This window comes from Dyadobacter bucti, assembly GCF_005869225.1.
Lineage (GTDB): Bacteria > Bacteroidota > Bacteroidia > Cytophagales > Spirosomataceae > Dyadobacter > Dyadobacter bucti.
This window is the reverse complement of record NZ_SWFP01000010.1, coordinates 23,585-46,366: the sequence shown is the minus strand read 5'-3', so window position 1 is coordinate 46,366 and position 22,782 is coordinate 23,585. Positions and strand designations below refer to the sequence as shown.

At 44.9% G+C, this 22,782-nt stretch carries 20 protein-coding genes; 12 read left to right on the top strand and 8 right to left on the bottom strand.

The annotated features are described in order from the left end of the window. Nucleotide 1 precedes the first annotated feature (1 nt). Nucleotides 2–529 (top strand): hypothetical protein, encoded by a 528-nt coding sequence (locus FBF61_RS27585; RefSeq protein WP_138483542.1) that lies wholly within the window; start codon nt 2–4, stop codon nt 527–529. Between the two features lie 12 nt (nt 530–541). Next, the gene (locus FBF61_RS27580; RefSeq protein WP_138483540.1) at nt 542–997 is read left to right on the top strand and encodes a hypothetical protein; all 456 of its coding nucleotides are present in this window, start codon (nt 542–544) and stop codon (nt 995–997) included. A gap of 277 nt (nt 998–1,274) precedes the next feature. Here FBF61_RS27580 and FBF61_RS27575 read toward each other — a convergent pair whose 3' ends face one another. Together FBF61_RS27575 and pgmB are read right to left on the bottom strand one after the other, a co-directional pair. Continuing rightward, the gene (locus FBF61_RS27575) at nt 1,275–1,589 is read right to left on the bottom strand and encodes a hypothetical protein (RefSeq protein WP_138483538.1); all 315 of its coding nucleotides are present in this window, start codon (nt 1,587–1,589) and stop codon (nt 1,275–1,277) included. 147 nt (nt 1,590–1,736) lie between these two features. Then, nucleotides 1,737–2,384, bottom strand: a complete 648-nt coding sequence (gene pgmB, locus FBF61_RS27570) for a beta-phosphoglucomutase (RefSeq protein WP_138483536.1) — start codon at nt 2,382–2,384, stop codon at nt 1,737–1,739. 125 nt (nt 2,385–2,509) lie between these two features. Between pgmB and FBF61_RS27565 the strand changes: the two genes are divergently transcribed. The 3 genes from FBF61_RS27565 to FBF61_RS27555 all read left to right on the top strand — a co-directional run bounded on the left by FBF61_RS27565 (nt 2,510) and on the right by FBF61_RS27555 (nt 6,344). After that, on the top strand, nt 2,510–4,279 hold the full coding sequence (locus FBF61_RS27565; protein ID WP_166444621.1) for an alpha-amylase family glycosyl hydrolase: 1,770 nt from the start codon (nt 2,510–2,512) through the stop codon (nt 4,277–4,279). Between the two features lie 159 nt (nt 4,280–4,438). Continuing rightward, nucleotides 4,439–5,269, top strand: coding sequence for an N-acetylmuramoyl-L-alanine amidase-like domain-containing protein (locus FBF61_RS27560; RefSeq protein ID WP_138483534.1), 831 nt, complete (start codon nt 4,439–4,441; stop codon nt 5,267–5,269). Further along, nucleotides 5,262–6,344 (top strand): mechanosensitive ion channel family protein, encoded by a 1,083-nt coding sequence (locus tag FBF61_RS27555; protein WP_138483532.1) that lies wholly within the window; start codon nt 5,262–5,264, stop codon nt 6,342–6,344. The genes FBF61_RS27560 and FBF61_RS27555 overlap by 8 nt, the downstream gene beginning before the upstream one ends. A 70-nt stretch (nt 6,345–6,414) precedes the next feature. On the opposite strand, the gene FBF61_RS27550 is transcribed toward FBF61_RS27555, so the two are convergent. From FBF61_RS27550 to FBF61_RS27535, 4 genes are all read right to left on the bottom strand, one after another. Further along, the gene (locus FBF61_RS27550) at nt 6,415–8,028 is read right to left on the bottom strand and encodes a SulP family inorganic anion transporter (RefSeq protein WP_138483530.1); all 1,614 of its coding nucleotides are present in this window, start codon (nt 8,026–8,028) and stop codon (nt 6,415–6,417) included. A 177-nt stretch (nt 8,029–8,205) separates the two neighbouring features. After that, the gene (locus FBF61_RS27545) at nt 8,206–9,576 is read right to left on the bottom strand and encodes an ATP-binding protein (RefSeq protein ID WP_138483527.1); all 1,371 of its coding nucleotides are present in this window, start codon (nt 9,574–9,576) and stop codon (nt 8,206–8,208) included. Further along, nucleotides 9,573–10,250 carry a response regulator gene (locus FBF61_RS27540; protein WP_138483525.1) on the bottom strand — a complete coding sequence of 226 codons (678 nt, stop codon included), beginning with the start codon at nt 10,248–10,250 and terminating at the stop codon, nt 9,573–9,575. Before FBF61_RS27540 ends, FBF61_RS27545 begins: the two co-directional genes overlap by 4 nt. 218 nt (nt 10,251–10,468) lie before the next feature. After that, nucleotides 10,469–11,026 carry a DinB family protein gene (locus FBF61_RS27535; RefSeq protein WP_138483523.1) on the bottom strand — a complete coding sequence of 186 codons (558 nt, stop codon included), beginning with the start codon at nt 11,024–11,026 and terminating at the stop codon, nt 10,469–10,471. 368 nt (nt 11,027–11,394) lie between these two features. On the opposite strand from FBF61_RS27535, the gene FBF61_RS27530 reads away from it, so the two are divergent. Next, nucleotides 11,395–12,006, top strand: a complete 612-nt coding sequence (locus FBF61_RS27530; RefSeq protein WP_138483521.1) for a DUF4136 domain-containing protein — start codon at nt 11,395–11,397, stop codon at nt 12,004–12,006. Between the two features lies 1 nt (nt 12,007). Next, nucleotides 12,008–12,664: a hypothetical protein gene (locus FBF61_RS27525; RefSeq protein ID WP_138483519.1), complete on the top strand. Its 657-nt coding sequence runs from the start codon at nt 12,008–12,010 to the stop codon at nt 12,662–12,664. Between the two features lie 19 nt (nt 12,665–12,683). On the opposite strand, the gene pheA is transcribed toward FBF61_RS27525, so the two are convergent. Continuing rightward, the gene (gene pheA / locus FBF61_RS27520; RefSeq protein ID WP_138483517.1) at nt 12,684–13,757 is read right to left on the bottom strand and encodes a prephenate dehydratase; all 1,074 of its coding nucleotides are present in this window, start codon (nt 13,755–13,757) and stop codon (nt 12,684–12,686) included. A gap of 116 nt (nt 13,758–13,873) precedes the next feature. After that, nucleotides 13,874–15,745: a DNA topoisomerase IV subunit B gene (locus FBF61_RS27515; protein WP_138483515.1), complete on the bottom strand. Its 1,872-nt coding sequence runs from the start codon at nt 15,743–15,745 to the stop codon at nt 13,874–13,876. Between the two features lie 272 nt (nt 15,746–16,017). Between FBF61_RS27515 and FBF61_RS27510 the strand changes: the two genes are divergently transcribed. Genes FBF61_RS27510 through FBF61_RS27490 form a run of 5 tightly spaced genes read left to right on the top strand, consistent with a single transcriptional unit; the run spans nt 16,018 to nt 22,778 of the window. Further along, nucleotides 16,018–18,513: an SLBB domain-containing protein gene (locus FBF61_RS27510; RefSeq protein WP_138483513.1), complete on the top strand. Its 2,496-nt coding sequence runs from the start codon at nt 16,018–16,020 to the stop codon at nt 18,511–18,513. Nucleotide 18,514: 1 nt separating this feature from the next. Next, nucleotides 18,515–19,591, top strand: a complete 1,077-nt coding sequence (locus FBF61_RS27505) for a GumC domain-containing protein (protein WP_138483511.1) — start codon at nt 18,515–18,517, stop codon at nt 19,589–19,591. A gap of 1 nt (nt 19,592) precedes the next feature. Next, a complete protein-coding gene (locus FBF61_RS27500; RefSeq protein ID WP_138483509.1) occupies nt 19,593–20,426 on the top strand; it encodes an ABC transporter permease in 834 nt (277 codons plus the stop codon). A gap of 17 nt (nt 20,427–20,443) precedes the next feature. Further along, nucleotides 20,444–21,703: an ABC transporter ATP-binding protein gene (locus tag FBF61_RS27495; RefSeq protein WP_138483507.1), complete on the top strand. Its 1,260-nt coding sequence runs from the start codon at nt 20,444–20,446 to the stop codon at nt 21,701–21,703. Further along, nucleotides 21,696–22,778, top strand: coding sequence for a DegT/DnrJ/EryC1/StrS family aminotransferase (locus tag FBF61_RS27490; protein WP_138483505.1), 1,083 nt, complete (start codon nt 21,696–21,698; stop codon nt 22,776–22,778). Before FBF61_RS27495 ends, FBF61_RS27490 begins: the two co-directional genes overlap by 8 nt. Nucleotides 22,779–22,782 lie beyond the last annotated feature (4 nt).

The following is a 22,782-nucleotide window of genomic DNA, read 5'->3' as shown; positions in this document are numbered from 1 at the left end:
GGTGCTGCGCGAGCAAGAGGAGCGGGACAAGAAGAGGGGTTCGTCTGATTCCCCGAATATCCGGGCGGCGGAAGCGAAACAACCATTCGGTGTAAATGCACGTTTGCAGGAAGCGAGCTGGCAACCCGGACAGCCAATTCCTGCGGTCGATGGCATCGAAAGTGATCATACTATCGATTTTGCCGTAATACCGTTTGCGAAGCCGATAGAATGGTTGGCCAAACCGCTTATTGGGTTGATTTGGGCTAGGTGGCTGGCAGTCGCCGCTAAGGGGGGAATAGCTGCAATAGAAGCAGGAGAATATACTATTACCAAGACTGTTGCTAAAAATCTTGCTACACGTCCATATATAAATTCGCCATCCACAATTACTAATATTATGAAGTCAGGTAAGGGCGTACCTGATGCTTTCTTCAAAGTTGGAATGAATTGGAAAGTGCCGGGTACATTCCAAGGTTCAAAAGGAATATTTGAGTTAGGTATCAATCCTGAAACAAATACAATCTATCATTTTTTATTCAAGCACTAAAATAGATCGAACATGAAATTTTTGATAGAAAACAATAATAAAATAGGACAGCAAGAATTACTATATCTTGAAGATGAATGTTCTTTTTATACGGAATACACAGGTATAGGGATTGATGTAGAGTTAATAGTAAATAAGATTGCTTTACAAGCTTCTGAAAGTAAAATAGTTGATTTAAGTGGATTTTGTGGTCTAAATAAATCAATGAAATCAAACTTTAAAGTTCCTGAAAGTCAAAAAGGGATATTAAAAGTTATAGATGATTTAGAAGGAGGGATTGGCTCTTATAGCGTAAACAAAGAAGATTTACCAGTGTATGTAAATACTCAAACAGGTTGGGTATGTATTGGAAACCCTGAAAAGAAAGGCAATGCAGTTGAGTTTATAAAGAATTGCGTTGCAGTTATAGACGATGATAAAGAGCTTGTATCACTTTGGTTGAAGCCTAAGAGGTTACCAAATATTTAACGCAGAAAAGCCCGGCAAGTACGGGCTTTATTTTTTTACATACGCTTGACTGGTTCTGTAATCCCGCCCCGTCACAAGTCCAGAACTGGGTCAACAGGTATTGTATAACGAAAAAGAACTGCAAGTCGGAACTGGCTATTTGGATTATGGGGCCAGGATGTATGTGCCGGAGGTGGGCGCTCGGGCGTCAGTGATTAAAAGAATATTACACAGCTTTTGGAACAGATTGGAGTGCCTGAGGAGGTTGCGGTATGGCCGACGTGTTAGTTTTGTCGAATTAAAGATCTCCCGGTATCTCTTTGCGCTTGTTTGTAGAAATCATGACGATGCCATAACGCCAATCGTTACCATATCTGGCTCTTAGCGTATCGTTACTTGTCACGATTTGGGTTTTGGAAAACTGATCTTGAAAAGCAGGCCTGGCTTCCTGCAATGACACTCTTTCACCGTCGACAACATACAAAAAGTTCGGTTTCTCAGAAGCAGTGACAACCGGTTCCTTCAATTTGGCGGCAGGCTCGACGGTCTTTGAACTTTCATCGGCACAGGAGGATAAAACGGCAAGAATGGAAACAAATGTCAGGTTTTTCATCAGGAAACTGGTTTGATACATCACTGACCAACAACGTGTTATATGACCGGTAAAGTATATATTCATCTCATTAAAACCCTCGCTAGCGCCGAGGTCTCCTCGGTGCGCTTTATGTTACCGAGCTCAGCTCGGCAGCGAGAAGATCTCTCAATCCCCCAGATCAGAAAAATGAAAACCCACAAAGCCGGGTACCACGATATCAGCTTCGGCAAGAACGGATTTCTCTCCTATTCCCACAGCCAGCATCCCAGCGGCAATAGCTGACTGAATTCCTGCCACTGCATCTTCAAATACGGCACAGTTGGCAGGTGGGGTATTCAGATCCTCCGCTCCCAGCAGAAAAACCTGCGGATCCGGTTTTCCCCGGGTAATCCGGTTGCCGTCAACAATCGTTTCGAAATAAGAAAGCATATCGATCCTTTCCAGGATCACTTTGGCATTTTTGCTGGCCGAGCCAAGACCTACCTTTACTGATCGATGTTTGAGCTCATCCAAAAAAGCACGAACGCCGGGCAGGGTATCTTCTGGCGTCATTTGCATGCAGAGTTCCAGATACCTGACGTTCTTTTCCGTTGCACGTCGTACTTTTTCCTCCTCCGACAATTCTACCCCGCCGATGGCAAGAATAATATCGAGGGACTCCATGCGGCTAATTCCTTTCAGCTGCTCATTTTGCTCCAGGGTCAAATCAAATCCCAGCTCATTGGCTAGCTGGCGCCACGCCTGGTAATGGTACTTTGCCGTATCCACAATTACTCCGTCAAGATCAAAAAGGCAGGCTTTTATTAAGGACATATCATTTCAAATTTAATATCTTGCAAAATAGTAAAAATTCCCTCGCCCGTTCCAGAAGTCTTCAATTCCGCACAATTGAAGGCATAAACCAGATAAACGACCCGGCGTTAACTACTAAAATTATAATGGCGAACACTCCAATTTCTGAAATGAAAATATCCGCGACCAATAAGGACAAACTCGTTATCTATCAGATTTTCACCCGTTTGTTTGGCAATCGGAATACGACTAACAAGGTGTACGGGACCATCGAAGAAAACGGGTGCGGAAAATTCAATGATATCACAAACCAGGCGCTGGCAGAATTGAAAAAATTCGGGATAACGCATTTGTGGTACACCGGAGTGATCGAACATGCTACGCTGACAGACTATTCCGCATACGACATCGCTGCCGATCATCCGCTGATCGTGAAAGGAATTGCCGGCTCACCCTATGCCGTGAAAGATTATTATGATGTAGATCCGGATCTGGCAACAGATGTAAATAACCGGATGCAGGAGTTTGAGGCACTTGTGAAAAGGACCCACGCCCTCGATATGAAGGTTATCATCGATTTTATCCCCAATCATGTCGCCAGGCAATATCATTCGAATGTCCGTCCTGCGGGAGTGAAGGATTTTGGTGAAGACGACGACAATACCATTGCGTTCAGTCCCGATAACAACTTTTATTACATCCCAAATCATGATTTCATTGTTCCCGAAGGCCATAAGCCGCCTTTGGACGTAACTGCCCCTTATCACGAACGCCCGGCAAAGGCTACCGGCAACGATGTTTTTCGGGCGCAGCCGAGCCAATATGACTGGTATGAAACGATCAAGCTCAATTATGGCGTCGATTATCTGAATAACCGCACCCCGTATTTTGACCCTATCCCTTCTACCTGGCTGAAAATGCGGGATATATTAAGTTTTTGGTCAGAAAAAGGTGTTGACGGTTTCCGGTGCGATATGGCGGAAATGGTACCGGTTGAATTCTGGTCATGGGTTATCCCGGAAATAAAAAAACTTTATCCGGGCATCATCTTTATTGCAGAGATATACAATCCCTACGAATACCACAATTATATCCGCATCGGGAAATTCGATTATCTCTATGATAAAGTCGGCCTCTACAATTCGTTGCGGCGGCTGATGGAGGGGCATGGCAGTGTGGAAGATATCACCCGGCTCTGGCAGCAAGAATCGGGGGACATCAGCGAAAATATGCTACGGTTTCTTGAAAACCACGACGAACAGCGTATTGCGTCACGCTATTTTGCCGGAGACCCCTGGACTGCGGTTCCGGCTATGACCTTGAGCGCAACACTCCATACCGGGCCGCTGATGCTTTATTTCGGACAGGAACTCGGGGTAAATCCGACTGTTGCAGAAGGCTTTCAGGGGGAGGACGGGCGAACTACAATTTTTGATTACTGGGGCGTACCGGAATTTCAGGATTGGGTCAATGGCGGAAAATACAATCAGGAAAAGCTGACCTGGGAACAGATCAGGCTACGTGCATTTTATGAAAGCCTGAACCACTTTGTTTTAGAAAATGAGGCGATCTACGCTGGTCAGTTTTATGATCTGCAGTATGTGAATATCGATGGGCAGAGCTTCAACTACGATAAGCAGTTTGTTTACAGTTATTTGAGATATACCGAAAATCAGGCATTCCTGTTCATCTGCAATTTTAACCTGCACCAAAAAATTGAAACCAATGTCCGTATCCCGCAGGGCGCCTGGACAGATGTGCTGAAGCTGGGAAATACCAGCGCCTATAAATTGAAACCGGTTTTCCCGTCGTTCGTGACATCCGTCAGTCCAAAAGCATCTACCATTACTTCTACCGGGATACATGTGGAGCTTCCGCCGTCTTCTGTTGTCGTTTACGCCATTGTTCCGGAATAATTTTTTTACCCGGAACCGTTGTCCGAAAGCACGGCGGACGAGCGTCGGAGAGATTGCAAATAGGGCATTTCCTGACTAATTTTACATAAACCCGGTTCTTTGAAAGGAGTATCACGGAAAGGCTTTTACTTTTACAGCAAAAAACAATTAGACTTCGGCATGATCAGAAGCATATTTCTATCCATTTTCATCCTGGCATCAGGCAACCTCTCGGCTCAGTTGAGTATACAAAAGGTTTTCGGACAAAAAATGGAATTGCCGGACAGCAGGGATATCGGCACCCAGGTATTGCGCATGAGCGAATCATTTCTCGGGACGCCTTATGTGGCTGGTACCCTGGAAGGAAACCCTGTTGAAAAGCTGGTTTGCAAGTTCGACGGCCTAGATTGTACCACCCTGGTAGAAAGTGCTGTGTCCCTTGCTGTGGCCAAAACCGAGAACCCGACTTACGAAGGCTTCAAAAATGAGCTGACCAAGCTGCGTTACCGGGATGGTAACATTGATGGCTACGCTTCCCGCCTGCATTATGTCCTCGACTGGATGTATGAGAACGAAAAACGCGGCCGCCTCGAAAACATTACTGCGAAAGTAGGCGGCGTACCTTTTAAAAAGGATATCAATTTCATGACAAACCATTCCAATCTCTACCCTGCCCTGGCTGAAAGCGCGGTTTGGGAAAAAGTGCGGGAGCAGGAAAACCTGATCAATTCGCGAGAATACAGTTACATACCTAAAACCGGCATCCAGAAAGCTGAACCGATGCTGCATAACGGAGATATCGTGGCTTTTACTTCTTCCGTCGAAGGACTGGATGTTAACCACATGGGCATTATCAGCAGGATCGGCAGCCGTGCTTATCTGATACACGCATCATTAACAGGCAAAAAAGTCATCATGTCCAGTGTGCCTCTGGCGGAGTATGTGGCTTCCGTTCCCAAACACACCGGAATGATCGTAGCCCGTCTTAATGATATCAAAGTCAATGAATGAATTCCTCGAAATATTCGATTACAAAAACTCTCCATGGGTATTTCTTCTGATAGCAGGGGTTTCAGGGCTCATCATCAGTGCTATTTTTGTTTACCTGATCAAAATTACCGCGGACAGAAAAAAGTGGCCGACAGTGAAGGCCATTCGTGAAAACCAAACCAGCGTACTGTACTTTTTCGTCCCGCTTGTACTGATTACCGCCACATCCAAAACCTATTATATTGCTCACCACGAATACGAATGGGTATTGTCGGTGAGCAAAACCCTGCTGATTGCAGTAAGTACCTGGCTCATGGCCCGCATTGTCATCATTGTCGAAAAAGTGCTGATCGAGCAACTTGATTTTAACAGCCCGGACAACAATCAGGCTCGGCGCATGTTTACCAAAATCAAGTTTGTAAAACGAATTGTGATCATCCTTATCGTTACGGTGGGTATCTCTGTACTGCTGCTGAGTTTCGAAAGCGTGAGGCAGTATGGCGTGGGATTGCTTACTTCGGCCGGTATTGCGAGTGTGATCATTGGTTTTGCGGCTCAAAAATCCCTGGCAAATCTGATGGCAGGGATACAGATCGCTTTTACCCAGCCTATTAAAATTGACGATGTAGTGATAGTGGAAGGAGAATGGGGTAGAATTGAAGAGATCAACCTGACTTACGTTGTTGTCAATATCTGGGACCTGAGGCGTATTGTTTTACCCATTACCTATTTCATTGAAAAGCCATTTCAGAACTGGACCAGAAATGAAAGTGCGCTGATCGGCACGGCGTTCTTTTATCTCAATTACCTCACACCGGTTCCGCAGTTACGTGAAAAACTGAAAGAAATCCTGCTGGAAACGCCCCAGTGGGATGGCAAATCCTGGGCTCTTCAGGTAACCGACACACAGGGGCAATTCATGGTCGTGCGGGCGCTGATGTCGGCCAGAAATTCGTCTGAAACGTTTGACCTCCGCTGTATTGTCCGCGAAAAGATGATAGAATTTATCGTATCCGAATATCCGGACGCCCTGCCCAGTTTCAGGATCGAGGAAAGTCAGGAAAAACACGTTACCATGCCCGGTTCCAAATCATAATCATCCTGACAAAAAATTGGCCTCCGACATTCCGGAAGCCATTTTCCCCTTACTACTCACCTAACTCAATTTAACTTAATACAGTTTCTCTCTGATTTCTTCTGGCTGCCAGCGGGTGATCCGACAATGCAAGATGGTGATCGAACCCAATCAGTTCCATGTGCCCTCCTGCCTGCTCGTAGTCAGTTTTAAATCTGGTTATGTTTTCCATTACGGTATGATCCACATATGGAGCGCCTGAAAAATCAATCTGAACAACTTTACCGACCGGCAGCGCTTCCAGTTTCCATTTCAGGCCCAGGTAATTTGTAAATACAGCCGCCCCCGAAAGGCTGACGAAATAAATATCCTTTTCTGCCCGTACTTCGAATTTCGGATTAAAAATATGCGACGGTTTCACTCCGTAAATCTGTTGTATGATCACTTTTACAAGTATACCACAGCCGATACCAGTCAGTATATCAGTACTTAAAGTGGCCACAATCGTTACCAGAAATATGATCAGCTGCTCTTTTCCTATGTAATAAATGTGTTTGAATTCAGCGGGAGAAGCCAGCCGGAACCCTACGAAGATCAGCATCGTTGCCAGGGCAGCAACCGGAACCATTTTGACCACCGGAGAAAGAAACACTACAAAAATCAACAGAAAAACACCGTGGAACAGGTTGGCCCAGCGTGTTTTACCGCCGTTGTAAATATTGGCAGAACTACGTGCCACCTCGGATATCATGGGAAGTCCCCCAAAAATACCCGCTATCACATTCCCTGCGCCGACTGCCTCAATGTCGCGGCTCAGGTCCGCCTTGCGTTTGAACGGGTCAAGAAGATCGATTGCTTTTGTGGTCAGCAGAGATTCAAGGCTGCCTACCAGTGCGAACATGGCCACATATTTCAGAAATGCAGGAAGCAAATCACCTTTCATTCCCCCAAAATCAACATGACAGCCGATTGAAAATTCACCCGGGTTGATCAATGGTTTAAAATCGCGGTAAGCCGGCTCAAACAAGTGAAAGAACCGACCAAGAATGATCCCTGCCACCAATACAACGAAAGCTGGCGGTATTTTTTTAAGGAAAGAAAATGAAAGATATTTCCAGCCAAACATGATCATCAGACCAACCAGGCCAATGATAGCAATATGATATTCCATGTGCAACAGGCTGTGCGGCACCATTTCAAGCAATTCTAGCGGTGTTTTTCCTTTCAGCTCCCCCGGCGCTATGCCCACTGCAAGGTGTATTTGTTTTGACATAATAATAATCCCGATCGCCGCCAGCATTCCATGTACTGCCGACAAAGGGAAAAAATCACCAAACCTGGGAAGTTTGAGCAACCCCATCAGGATCTGTATTGCGCCGGCCACTACAACCGCCCCAAGCGCAAGGTGCCAGCCCATCGCTGCATTGCCTTTTCCCAGCTCATCCACCGCGCCAGCCGCAATCACAATCAACCCGACGGCTGGTCCTTTAATAGTCAATTCCGAATTGGTAAGAAAAGAAACCAGCACCCCGCCCACAATGGCTGTCATTACACCCATGATCGGAGGGAAGCCACTGGCACCTGCAACACTCAGGCTTAACGGAAGGGCAATAAGCGAAACTAAAAAACCGGATAACAAATCATCTTTCCAGTTTTCTTTCAGCCCTTTAAAGCCCTCAGCAGGTTTCCATCTTGGTGACTTCATAACCATTGGTTGGATTGACAAATAATATCTTTCTGTGCTCCACAGACAAGCTCTGAAAAGAGTAAGAAAAAAGCACCGGGGAACGATCCAAAGCACGTAGAAATCAGATCAACTGATTTATGCTACAAAACACCTTTATGAGAGTTAAAGGCACATTAACACTGAATTAAAAGAAAATTAAAAAGGAGGGAATTTCAAGATAAATGTAGTCCCCGAACCTTCAAGGGACTCGACTTCGATACTGGCTCCCTGCATATTAATGATGCGTTTGGTTAACGCAAGCCCAATACCGTAGCCAGCTTTGCTGATGGTGGTGGCACTACGGTAAAAAGTATCGAAAATGTACGGTAGTTCTTTGGCGGCAATACCAATACCAACGTCCTTGAAATAAATTTTAATGAGGTCCTTCTGGATTTCGAGGAAGATATTTACGGTTTTGTCATTGGAATATTTGCAGGCATTGTCCATGAGGTTCATAAAGGCTGTCCGGAGGAGGCTTTCATCCCCATACCTTTTCAGCTGCTCCTCGTCATCGGGTATCTGGTCATAGTGGATATGGACTTCGTACCCCGGATTCTTTTGCTGAATCGACGATTTTGCCTGCCATAAAACTTCGTCCACGCGGATCTTGGAAAAAGTAACCTTAAAAGCATGCTCTTCGGTACGGGCGAGTTCCAGCAGCCTGCTTACCAGTTCGTTCATTTCTTTTGCTTCGGCAAGAATCCCTTTCAGGGCGTCTTCATATTCCTCTCCCGATCGTTGTTTCATCAGGCCCAGCTCAGCCTCGCTCATGATCAGCGCAAGCGGCGTCCTGAGCTCGTGGGAAGCGTGGGAAACAAAATTTTTCTGCGCTACAAAAGCAATTTCCAGACGGTTAAGCATCTGGTTGAAGGTCTGCGCAAGCAGCGCGAGCTCATCTTTTTCCCGACCTACCGTTACTTTATCATGCAAATTGCCCGCAGAGATATTGTTCACCTGGTCGATGATGTCGGAGACGGGCTTAATCGCATCATTGGCAAATTGCCAGCCCGAAACTCCCACTAGTCCCAGCGACAATAACCAACCAATCACCAGGATTTCCCGCAGCCTCTTCAACTGGTCCATCCCGGGAATATCATTGGCTACGGCAATGATCACCCAGGGTTTCCGGTGATCCTGCAAAATATGACGAATGATGATTACCTCCTTTTTCTGATATTTTGTGCGCACTTCCCTCCCCTCCCTTGCTTCTGCCAGCATGGAAGGCGAAAGCTCGAACTTCTCCTTGCCGCTCGTAAAAATTATAGAATCCGCACCATCGTAGATCGTTATTTCCTCGTCGAGCAGAATATTTTTATTCTCCTTCTCAATTTTCTCAATATCATCTTTGCTGATCCCGGTGCTCGCCTCCACCAACTGTGCGATAGTCTGTCCGCGTTCATTCAAAAACGAATAGAACTGCTTTTCGCGGTACTGGTCGTAGAAAAAATAAATGGACAGGCAAAACAAAGCCATGATGGAACCGACCAGCATGGTAAAGAGTAACGTCAGGCGGGATTTGATGTTCATTCCTCTTTGAAAATGTAACCCATTCCTACCACCGTGTGGATCAGCTTGTTGGGATAATCCTTATCTACTTTTTTTCTTAAAAAATTGATATAGACATCAATCACATTGGTACCCGTGTCGAAACGGATGTCCCAGACCTGCTCGGCAATATCCACCCGGGAAACTACCCTTCCCCTGTTTCGCATCAGGTATTCCAGCAGTGCGAATTCTTTGGCTGTGAGATCGATACGGTTTCCGGCACGGCGCGCTACTTTTTCATCCAGGTTTAATTCCAGATCGGCCAGGCTGAGTATCTGGCTGGATTGTTCCCGGTTACTATTCCTGTGTGAAAGAACCTTAATCCTGGCTATTAATTCTCTGAATTCAAATGGTTTAACCAGATAGTCATCTCCTCCCGCCTCGAAACCATCCAGCTTGTCGTCGATAGTCCCCAAGGCTGTCAGAAACAAGATAGGCGTAGTAAGTCCGTCGTTACGGAGTTGTCGTGCAAGATCATATCCGTTGAGGATAGGAAGGTTCACATCCAGGATAATGACGTCGAAACGATAATTCGAAGCCATCTTCTTTCCAACCTGCCCGTCATATGCTAACTCTACTTCCCACGATTGCTCTTCAAGTCCTCTTTTTACAAAACCGGCCAGCTTGGGTTCGTCTTCAACAATAAGTATCTTCATAGGGATGATTAGGCGGTTTGAGATGTCAAATGTTACACAGATTTCAGACTTTTCATAAAAAAAGCTATCCGAAATATCGAATAGCCTTTTCGTCTATATCCACACCATTAAAGCGCCTGTACTTCCATACATGATCCGCTCTATTATTATGCAAAATATAAAATTTAAGTTATAAACAATAAGCATTTTGCAGATTTGCAAAATTTTATTCAAGTAAATCAGTAATAATCAGTTCCGCTGTCGAAATCAGACCGGTCGTCGTAAGCGCCAAAATCGTCTTCTTCCAGCCGCATACCCTTCACAGCCTTCTTGATCAGCCCGATCTGGCCTGCATGATAAACATCGTGCTGGATCACACCATGGATCAAAGTATAATAGGAATAGTCCCTTCCCGGCACGAATTCTTCCAAAAATGCATCGCTTTCTATTTTCTCCAGCTCGGATATCAGCTCCTCCTGCGAAAGGCTCAGCTCCATCTGGATCGCCTCCCATTCAAATTCGTCCACAACCGGAAATTTCTTCCAGTCTTTATCCTGCGTCTTAATATCAAATTCAGCGTCGCCCTGGATCTTCCGTACTGCGAATATCCGCCACGTGGTCATATGGTAAACAATTTCGGCAATGGAGTGTGTGTTGGTACTCAGCCTTACCTCAGCCATCTTCGGCGTCACGTCGCGCAGTGCTTCCACTACCGAAGGGCCATACCATGCCTCTTCGCTTTCGTAGGTGTCATTCAGTACATCTATTATTCTTAAAATCTCTTCTTTTGTTTCCATATAGGTTTATAATATGCTCATCGCGAATTTAGATTATTAGAACCAAAATAATTGCAGTTTCCATTTTAGTAAAGACACATTTTAACAAAAATCATACTCCTTTTATCAGTCCCAAAATCAAGATTTTGCGTTTCTGAGCATCTGTCCGATCTTAGAAGTTCGTCTTTTACGTTCATCATGAGATACTTGCAGGCTACCATCATTACCGTGCAAACGTTTTCAGGAGAATTTACAACTAATTTTCATTCATTGTAGTCATGAAAACAGAGCCAGTTTTAAATCAAAAAAATTGGGGATAGAAATAAACAAAAATAAAATCTTCAATTTCAAATTTCGTTTATTTATCACATTTAAAGACAAGATAAAAAATGTTAAAAAAAGCTTCATTAATTATTCTGATAGCCAGCCTCGGATTAACCTCCTGCTCAAAAGACCCGATCGGGGACCTTTCCAACGAAGAGTCGCTGGTATATGCTACCAATCATGATAAATCGGCTGATTACAAGCAATACAAAACTTTCAGTATTGTAGATTCGGTGCTGGTTGTGGAAAACGGAAGATCGAGAACGACGCTTGATGAGATAGACAGAGACCTGCTGCAAAGGATTGTTACCAATATGGAAAGCATGGGGTATGAATATGTAAGCCCGAAAGCCAATCCTGATGTCGGTATCAATGCTGCATGGATCACCAATACTTATCTGAATGTGGTTTCCCAGCCGCTTTCTTCTTACTACGGCGGTTATTGGGGAGGCGGCGGTTATGGCTTCGGTTACCCTAGCTATTATTCTTATTACGAAACTGCCGAAAGCTACTGGCTGATTTCTATGCTTGATTTCAAAAATCCGAACACGGTCGACAAAACTTATAAAGTGATCTGGGATGCGCAGATCCGTGGCTCCGGTATTGGCCAGTCACAGCTTGTCGACAAAATGGTGGATTCAATTTTCGGGCAGTCCAATTATTTAAAAATCAATTAAAATGAAAAAAATAGCAGTAATAGCCCTTTTTCTTGCTGGATTTGTGCCTGGTTTCGCCCAGGATGCTCCGAAACTCTACACGCTCCCCTCCCCTTTTGAACGATACACGCATTACCTCGCGACCGCACGTTTTATGGGCGCAGCACCGCTGGGATCTTTTTCAAGCAACTATATCGACAAAGCTTCTTTCCAAAACTATTCGATTTCAATAGAATGGGTTTTGAGAAATGCATTTTCAGTAGGCGGAGAAATCGGATCGACGTATTTCGAAAAACGGATTCCGCGTGCTTTGTATCAGAGCGGTGACGAAACGATATCAGCAGTACAGACCCGTACCCTGTCGCAATACCCTGTTGAAGTTTTTGGCAATTACCATTTGCTACCCAAAACCTCCAAAATACAGCCTTATTTACAGGTAAGTGGAGGGATCAGCATTCTGGACTACACGGTTTTTTACGGATCGTTGGCGTCGCAGAACCAAAAAGTGGCGCCTAAATATGGTATAGGCGCCGGTTCTAAATTTCTGTTCAAAAAAGATGGCTCTTTCGGGATCGATGTCCGCGTAAAATACGACGGAAGTACCTATAAATATGATTACATCGAAAACGGCATTTCAACAGTAAGCGGATCCGTCGGCGTTTTCTATCGCTGGTGGTAGCTTGCCGGTTGGGCAGTTGCTAGGAAACTCTGATGTAACTGCCCAGCCATTTCAGATGCGTGCCATATTTGTGCATGATCTCCTGCACAGGTTCATCCTGAACATGGCCCAGAAATTCCACGAGAAACCATGTTCTGAATGCAGCCTCACCTCTCAACGGCCTGCTTTCGATTTTGGTGAGATTGATTCCTCTGTCATTAAAATCTTTCAGGAATTCGTACAGTACACCCGGACGGTTGGTATTAGGCAGATTTGCGATGATAGTCGTTTTGTCGTCCTCGCTTTTCACATTCAGAAAATCCTTCGCGAGAATTAAAAAGCGGGTCCTGTTCTGGTCGCTGTCCTCAATGTTATCATAAAGAATAGGCACACCAAATAGCCTCGCCGAGATAGAAGAGCAAATCGCAGCAGCGTCCACTTCCTGCGAGGCAAGCTTGGCAGCTTTGGAAGTAGATTCAACCGGGATCAGCTCTATGCCCATCCCTTCCAGATATTCGCTGATAAACTTGCCGCATTGCCTGAAGGCTATGTCTTTGGAATAAATTCGGTTGATATCTTTCAACGTATCGGACTGGGAGGCAAATGTAAAATGGACCGGGAGCAGCACCTCAGCCACGATCGAAAGATTTTTTTCGCGCAGAAAATCCACCGTTTCGATCACAATACCTTCCTGGTTATTTTCCACCGGTACCACACCGAATTTGGCACGCCCTGTTTCCACGCTTTCGAAAACGGAATGGATCGTCGGCAAAACCAGGTATTCGCTCATTCCCCCAAACCTGCTCTCGGCGGCCTGATGTGTAAAACTGCCCTCAGGGCCAAGGTATGAGACTCTTTCCGGCAATTCCAGGTTACGCGATACGGCAAATATTTCAAAAAATATGGCATCAATAGCCTGACGCGTCAGCAAGCCGTTGTTGCGCTTTTCCAGCCTGTCGAGAATTTGCTTCTCCCGCTCAGGACGATAAATAATGGATTGGGACGACCTTTTCAGGTCTCCTACCTTCTTCACAAGCTCCATCCGCTCGTTCAGGACGGTTAGTAACTGATCGTCGAGGCTATCTATTCTGTTTCTTAAATCTTGTAAATCCACAAAGAGGTATAGTATAAATGTCAGTACATATTGGAGTAGGAGGTCATATTTTAACGTGTAAAGACTTTCCTTTTCCGATATTACTTTAAATGGCCAAAGATAAGCTAAACCAATGGCTATCCTGCCAGCGCCAGCTCTTCAATATTCTTTTCGATTTTGAGGTTATCAATAATAAACCGCTGGCGTTCAGGTGTATTCTTTCCCATAAAGTAGCTTAACAATTTATTTATCGAAGTCTCCTTCTGCAAAATCACCGGTTCTACCAGCATATCCTCCCCGATGAACTTCCCGAACTCGTCAGGCGAAATTTCACCCAGACCTTTAAAACGTGTGATTTCGGGTTTGCTCCCCAGCTTGTCAATCGCAGCCTGCTTTTCCTCAGCTGAATAGCAATATATTGTTTCCTTTTTATTTCTCACCCGGAAGAGCGGAGTCTCCAGTACGAAAAGATGGCCGTTACGCACCAGATCGGGGAAAAACTGAAGGAAAAATGTCATGAGCAGCAACCTGATGTGCATTCCGTCGACATCGGCATCCGTTGCGATCACAATGCGGTTAAAACGGAGATTTTCTACACCGTTTTCTATATCCAGTGCATGCTGCAGCAAATTGAACTCTTCATTTTCATATACGATCTTTTTGGTCAGCCCGAAACAATTTAACGGCTTACCCCTTAAACTGAAAACAGCCTGGGTCTGTATATTCCTGGATTTTGTGATCGAACCGCTGGCAGAATCCCCTTCTGTAATGAAAAGTGTTGTTTCATAACGCAAGTCATTTTTCAGGTCCGTAAGATGCAACCGGCAGTCTCTCAGCTTTTTATTGTGTAAGTTCGCTTTTTTGGCCCGATCGTTGGCCAGCTTCTTGATTCCCGCCAACTCCTTGCGCTCACGTTCCGACTGCTCTATCCGTTTTTTCATCGCGTCTCTCGACTCGGGATGCATGTGCAGATAATTATCCAGCCTTTCTTTTACAAAATCATTGACAAAAGTCCGGATGGTAGTGCTGTTTGGATCAGGGGAAACAGTGTTTGAGCCGAGCTTTGTTTTTGTCTGTGACTCAAACACAGGCTCCTGCACACGGATCGCCACGGCTGCGATGATGGATGAGCGGATATCTTCCGGCGCATAATCCTTACCGAAGTGTTCCCGTACAGCCCGCACAACTGCCTCTCGGAAAGCGGTGAGATGGGTTCCGCCCTGAGTCGTATACTGGCCGTTCACAAATGAATAATACTCTTCACCGTATTGGTTGCCGTGCGTCATGGCAAACTCGATGTCTTCTCCTTTTAAATGAATGATCGGGTAACGGATAGATTCAGCATCAGATTTGCTCTGGAGCAGATCCAGCAAACCGTTCTGAGAAATATACTTTTGCCCGTTGAAATTGATGGTCAGTCCTGCGTTCAGGTAGCAATAGTTCCAGATCATGTTGTCCAGATACTGCGGTATGTACCTGAAATTCTTGAATATCGTACCGTCTGGTTCAAAGATCACGTGTGTACCGTTGCGTTGATTCGACGCTTCTTCTTTGGATTCATGTAGCAAACCTCCTTGCTGAAACTCGGCATTTTTGGTTTTCCCGTCCCGATAAGACTGTACTTTAAAGTAATGTGAGAGCGCATTTACAGCTTTTGTACCCACTCCATTCAACCCCACAGATTTCTGGAACGCGCCTGAATCGTATTTACCGCCGGTATTAATTTTGGAAACACAATCGACCACTTTTCCCAACGGAATGCCACGCCCGTAATCTCTTACCTCTACCCGGTGTTCTGAAATCTTGATCTCGATCGTCTTTCCATTGCCCATCATGTGCTCATCAATGGAATTGTCCAAAATCTCTTTGACCAATACATAGATCCCGTCATCCACCGACGAGCCATCCCCCAGCTTCCCGATATACATCCCCGGCCTCAGCCTGATGTGTTCCTTCCAATCCAACGACCTTATACTATCCTCATCGTACTGAACATTCGTGCTTTCCATAATATAATTATCCTTATAGGAGGATCCCTTATTTTGAATATTGTATTTTAATAATTTTAAATATTTATCGTTACCCTGTTATAACTTTGTAACCAGCCCCCGTCCCGGCCGGTTTAATATAAATTCTTTAAAAATAAGAAAAATCTAATTTACTTTGCCATGTTATACACATCCTGACATCAACTATGCCCGCATTAAAAATTCCAAAATACACGGTCTGATATTTAGTTTTTATAAATGATCAGCATTTCAATGGTACAATAATACTACTTATGAACACATTCAAATTGGCCAAAAACTATAAAAACATATTTCCCTATTTTTTCTGTTTACTTCTTTCCCTTCCTGCCTTATCCCAGATAACACCTTCGCTGCCTTCTTCCCAGGCTCCCGCCGGTAACGGTGCGGCACAGGGAACACAAGGCACAGGCAACCCAAGAGGAAATACGCCGACAAACACGGGAAACCAGCCAGGTACCACCAACCAGCCTCAGTCTGCCAATCCGCAATCGACGGATAACCAGGGAAATGATAAGGGAAAAACAGCTGCAGACCCCAATTCACAGGCCAAAGAGGGCTCGGATCAGAGTAAGGTAAATCAAACTACATCTACAACACTTTCTCCTGAAGAGCAGGAAAGAGAAGCGTTTCGTCAGAAAATTTACGGGTATTCTATTTTTGCAGACAAAAAATTTGACCCGATTCCTGATATGCAGATCGCCACCCCCAGCACCTATGTTTTAGGACCCGGCGACGAACTCAATATCTACATTTATAACTACGCCGAAAGTTCATATAAAACCCTTGTAAACAGGGACGGCTTTATCACAATCCCGCGTGTGGGCAACGTATATGTGGCGGGCAAAACAATAGAAGAAGTCCGTAAGATACTCATCGACAAATTCTCGAAGTTCACCCCGGGATTGATAGGTACCGGAGGCGAAACTGCCCGGACGAAACTACAGGTAACCCTTGGCGAGATCAGGACTGTAAAAGTATTTGTTACCGGAGAAGTTATCAATCCGGGAACTTACGAATTATCGTCTCTTGCGTCCGCTTTCAACGCGTTGTATCAGGCAGGAGGCCCTAATGAAATCGGATCTTTCCGGGATGTACGTGTAGTTCGCGACGGGAAGGTTGTGGCCCGTATAGATATTTACGATTACCTGGTCAACGGCAAGATCGATGGTGATGTCCGCGTGCAGGATAACGACAATATCGTAGTCGGATACTATTTGAAAAGGGCAGAAATTACCGGGATGGTCAAAAGGCCTGGCATTTACGAGTTGAAAACGGAAGAAAAGCTGGGCGACATCATCCGTTATTCCGGCGGATTCAGCGACAAAGCTTACCGTGCAAGACTTAAAATACAGCGTATAACATCTAAGGAAAGGAGGCTTCTGGATGTAGCCGAGCAGAACTATCCTACCTTTGATATTGTCACCGGGGACTCCATCAATGTAGAAACTGTCCTGGACAGATTTGAAAATATGGTTACTATTGAAGGTGCCGTGATGAGGCCGGGCAATTATTCTCTGGACAACAGCCCTTCGCTTAAAGCGCTGGTTGAGAATGCTCAGGGGCTTCGGGAAGATGCATTTGTAGGCCGGGTAAGTGTACTCAGGACCCGTCAGGATCTTACCATCCAGAATATTTCCCTCAATTATACGGATATCGTCAATAATACAGTTCCCGACCTTATGCTGACAAGGCTGGATCAGGTAATTGTCCCATCAAGATTTGACATGGCCGAAACCGCCTTTGTAAGCGTTGAAGGGGAAGTTAACAATACTAAAATTGCTGAGAACGACGGTAAGTTCCAGTACACCGCGGACATGACCTTAGAAGATTTGTTGGTGCAGGCAGGCGGGCTTAAAGAATCAGCTTACTCGTCTGAAGTAGAAGTGATCAGACGGAAAAGAAACAGTGTGGCAGGTGCTGCAAACGCTCAGATATCCGAAGTTTTTAAATTTAACGTTAACAGAGACCTCTCGCTGAACAGCAAAGAATCGAACTTTGTACTGATGCCATTTGACCAGGTTACCGTGCGCAAGTCGCCTAATTATGTTGAGCAGCAATCGGTTTTTGTCGAAGGCGAAGTGCTGGTTAACGGACCTTACACGATTATCAATAAAAATGATAAAATCAGTGACATCATCAAAAGAGCCGGCGGACTCACTGAGCTGGCTTATCCTGAAGGTGCGACTCTTCTCAGAAGAACAATTATCAAAAGCCTCGACGAGCCTACCGACTACGATCAGGCCGCTGTTACTGAAACGAGCATTAAAAAAGGCATGATCCTGGGCGATCAGGCTAATGTAAAGGAAGAGTCCATTGGTATTAAACTGAAAAATATTCTGAAAAGTCCGGGGTCTTTTGAAGATCTGGTAGTGCAGGAAGGTGATATCATACGTATTCCGAAGAGACTGGAAACTGTACAGGTTTCGGGATCTGTGCTTTATCCGACTACCGTTAAATACGGGAAAGGAATGAGTTTCTCGGACTATATTTCTCAATCGGGCGGGTTTACGACCCAGTCGCTCAGAAAAAGCTCTTACATCAAATATCCGAATGGTAATGTAGACCGTACCAGACGATATCTGTTTTTCAATGTATATCCCAGGGTAGAGCCAGGATCTGAAATTTTCGTACCTGTGCGGGCCGCACCTGTCCTTAACCCACAACAGACCATTTCAACTGCAACTGGCTTGCTGAGCTCAGTGATGGGATTAATTGTAACAATTCTCGCCTTCCGATCATTAAATTAAAATGTCGACGACCACAACCACACAACACATACCGGATGACGAGCTGACACCTAATGATGTCATTGAAAAAGTTCTGGTAGTAAAAACCGCAATTTTCCGAAACTGGAAGATTATCCTGCTTTTTCCTATTATCGGGTTTGGGATCGGCTATGCGATGGACACTTACATGAAAACCGCTAACAAGTACGAAGCCAACGTGGTTTTTAACCTGGGAGGTGGGAGCCAGTCTTCCGGGCTTGGCGATGTAGCGGGTTTGCTTGGCCTGGGTTCCCAGCCGGACGCAAATATTTTTACAGGTGAAAACTTCTTCTACTTCGTAAAATCCCGGCCTGTACTGGAAAGGAACCTTATGAAAGAGGTTACAGTGAACGGCAATAAAATGATTTTTGCTAATTTCTTCATTGATTCCAGCGGGATAAAAACAACAGAGTGGAAAGAAAGGCCTGACATGCAGAACTTCCATTTCCAATCAAATGACCTTAAGAAGCTGGATAAGAATTCAAGGATTGTTTTAAATGAAATTGTTAAAAAAGCCGGCGGATCGACGGAAATCGGGTCTCTGGACCGTAAATCTTCCTTCATTTCGATTTCCACTTCCATGGAAAACGAAAACCTGGCCGGGTTATGGGTTACAACTCTCTTGAAAACCGTCGAAGAGATGTATACCGAAAATCAGACCCAGAAAACACGCAAAACGTTACGCTTGCTTCAGCATCGTGCGGATTCGCTGGCCCTGGTTCTTGGAATTGCAGAACACAAACTTGCCAAACAGCTGGATTACAGCCAGCAGATCATCATGCCTGAGGCTAAAATTTCGGCCAATAGCATGGAACGGAAGTCTGCATTTCTTCAGCAGCTGTATTACGAAGCGATGGCCCAGGCCGAAAAAATGCGAATATCGCTGGTCCGGGAAGCGCCGCTTTTTACAGAGATCGAAGGTGTGAAAGTACCTCTGGACATGAAGTCTGAGGACAAACGCAGAGCCAAAATCGGTGTGTTGGCAGGATTATTGATCGCGCTTATTTTTACTTATTTCAGAACAGTGCTTACACCTGCACCCAAGTCAGTAAAGGCATAAAATGGCTATACAACATACTATTACCATTAAAGCAGGGGGGTCGGAGAAAGATTACTGGAAAGACCTTTGGTTGAACAGGCAATTACTCTGGATCCTTTCGAAACGCGATATTTCAGTTCGATACAAGCAAACTCTTCTGGGTGTGGCCTGGAGTGTTTTGAGACCACTCGCGACCATGATTGTCATGGTGTTTGTTTTCAGCTATGTTGCAAAGCTCAAAAGCGATCCCGGCGTTCCATATCCCCTGATGGTGTTGTGCGGTATTACTATCTGGACCTTTTTTTCAAATACATTTCAACAGATCAGCAATAGCATCCTGCTTAATTCCAATCTGGTTTCAAAGGTTTACTTCCCGAGACTGCTCATGCCGCTGAGTTCGGTGGCGGTCGGCTTCGTAGATTTTCTGGTCACATTCGGGATTTTCCTGGTCATGACCATTTTCTTCAAGCATCCGATCAGTTGGACCATTGTATTTCTTCCTTGCTTCATTTTACTAACATTTATTACATCTTTGGGATTTGGCCTCTTCTTTGCGGCGCTTAATGTGCGTTTCAGGGATATCGGTCAACTTATTCCATTTTTGGTACAGGTTGGCATGTATCTCTGTCCGGTAGCATACAGCAGCAGAGAAGTGAACAACACTTGGTACGAAAAATACTATAACCTGAACCCTCTTGTTGGAATTATTGACGGTTTTCGATGGTGCCTGCTGGGCGACAAAGCTTATTTCAATCCTCAGAGCCTGTATTCGACGGCCATAATTTCCTTTGTGATATTGATATTATCTTTGATTTACTTCCGTAAAAAAGAAAATACTTTCGTAGATCACATTTGAACTAATTAAATTTGGGCATGCCTGTAATTACAGCTGAAAATATCAGCAAGAAATATATCATCGACCATCAACGTAAGGGCGGCTCCCCGAGTCTCCGGGATGTTGTATCGGAATCGATGAATAAACTGTTTTCACGGAAGCAGGAATCACCTGATTTTGCGGAAAAAGAGGAATTCTGGGCTTTGCGGGATGTTAATTTCAGCATAGAACAGGGTGACCGTATCGGAATTGTAGGCCATAATGGCGCTGGCAAATCCACTTTACTTAAAATCCTTAGCCGGATTACAGAACCGACCACAGGAGAGATCAGGATCGAAGGCCGTATTGCGAGTTTGCTCGAAGTAGGTACCGGATTTCATCCCGAACTGACCGGCAGGGAAAATATCTTCCTTAACGGCGCGATATTAGGCATGTCAAAAAGTGAGATCAAGCAGTCTTTCGATGCAATTGTTGATTTTGCGGGCGTCGAAAAATTTCTTGATACACCTGTCAAAAGATACTCCTCCGGAATGTATGTGCGGCTTGGTTTTGCAATCGCTGCCCATCTTAACCCGGAAATCCTGATCGTCGATGAAGTGCTTGCGGTTGGCGACACTGAATTCCAGAAAAAATGCCTTGGTAAAATGCGGGACGTGTCCGAGAGCGGAAGGACGCTGCTCTTTGTAAGCCACAACCTCACGGCCATCCAGGCACTCTGCAACAAATCATTCTACTTCGAAAAAGGCCGGCTGATCGATCAGGGAGATACTACACATATAGTCACGAACTACCTGAGCAAGGTTTCACATAAATCGCTCGAAAAACATTGGGACAGCATTGAAAGCGCTCCCGGCAATGATCAGGTCAGGGTCAAAAGGTTTAAGCTTTTCCCTGAATACCAGGATGAGCTCAACCATATCGATGTGCGCACGCCGATTAACTTCCAGTTTGAGTTCTGGAATCTGGTGGAAGGCGCGAACCTGAATTTGAGCATGCACTTATACACGTTTACAGGAGAGTGTATATTTAATGTAGGTACACAATCTGAGACTTTTGCCAAAGGTCTGGTGAGAGGTGTGTGTGAGATTCCAGGCCACTTTTTGAACGACGGGTCATATGTCGTCTCCATGATGATTGTGAAAGATACCAGCACGGTACTTTATAACATGGAGGAAGCGCTCGTTTTTGACATTGAGGATTATCGTGAAAATGTTACCTGGTATGGCAAATGGCCCGGATATATTCGCCCTCAACTTAATTTTTCCATTCGCCAAACTGAACACGTAGTGAATGATTAACGTCACTAAAACCTTTTTACCCGACCAGGAAAAATATCTGCAGTACGTCCGTGAAATCTGGGAACGCGGATATGTCACCAATAACGGGCCGCTTTTACAGGAGCTCGAAGCACAGCTAAAAGATTATCTGCAGGTAGATCACCTGTATTTTTGTGGAAACGGAACGATCGTTCTGCAAATTGCCATCAAGGCGCTGGAAATAACGGGTGAAGTGATCACCACACCATTTTCATACGTTGCTACTTCCAATGCAATCCTCTGGGAAAACTGCACACCGGTTTTTGTTGATATTGATGCCAAAACGTTCAATATCAATGCTGATCTGATCGAAGCAAGCATCACGCAGGCTACAACTGCTATTCTGGCAACACATGTGTACGGCAATCCCTGTGATATTGAAAAAATCGAAGAAATAGCCAAAAAACATAATCTCAAAGTCATTTATGATGCCGCACACGCATTCGGTGTCAAATATAAAAATCGCTCATTGCTTTCGTATGGTGATCTGAGTACCTGTAGTTTTCATGCCACGAAAGTTTTTCACACTACCGAAGGTGGTGCTTTGATTTCAAACCATCCTGAACTGGATCGGAAACTTGCGCTCCTGCGCGCATTCGGGCATCAGGGCGACGAGCATTATCTGTATGCGGGGATCAACGGAAAAAATTCCGAATTCCACGCCGCTATGGGACTATGCAACCTGCCACATGTACCGGAAATCATCAGTGCCCGCAAGGAAATTTTTGATGCTTACGACAGCATACTGAACTGGGACATTCTGTTCAAACCGGCTATGCATCCCGAAATAGAATACAATTACGCCTACTACCCTGTCGTCTTCCCTTCCGAGGAAGTCATGAAAAATGTGATGGAGGCTCTGCGTGTTGAAGATATTATCCCCCGGCGATACTTTTATCCATCCCTGAATACACTTTCTTTCATGCCGCGGCAAATTGCTTGTCCGGTTTCAGAGGATATTGCGGTAAGAGTCTTAAGTTTGCCATTATATGTTGGACTTCCATATTCAGATGTAGAAAGGATATCTAATATTATCAACAGTCATCTATTACCATAACCAC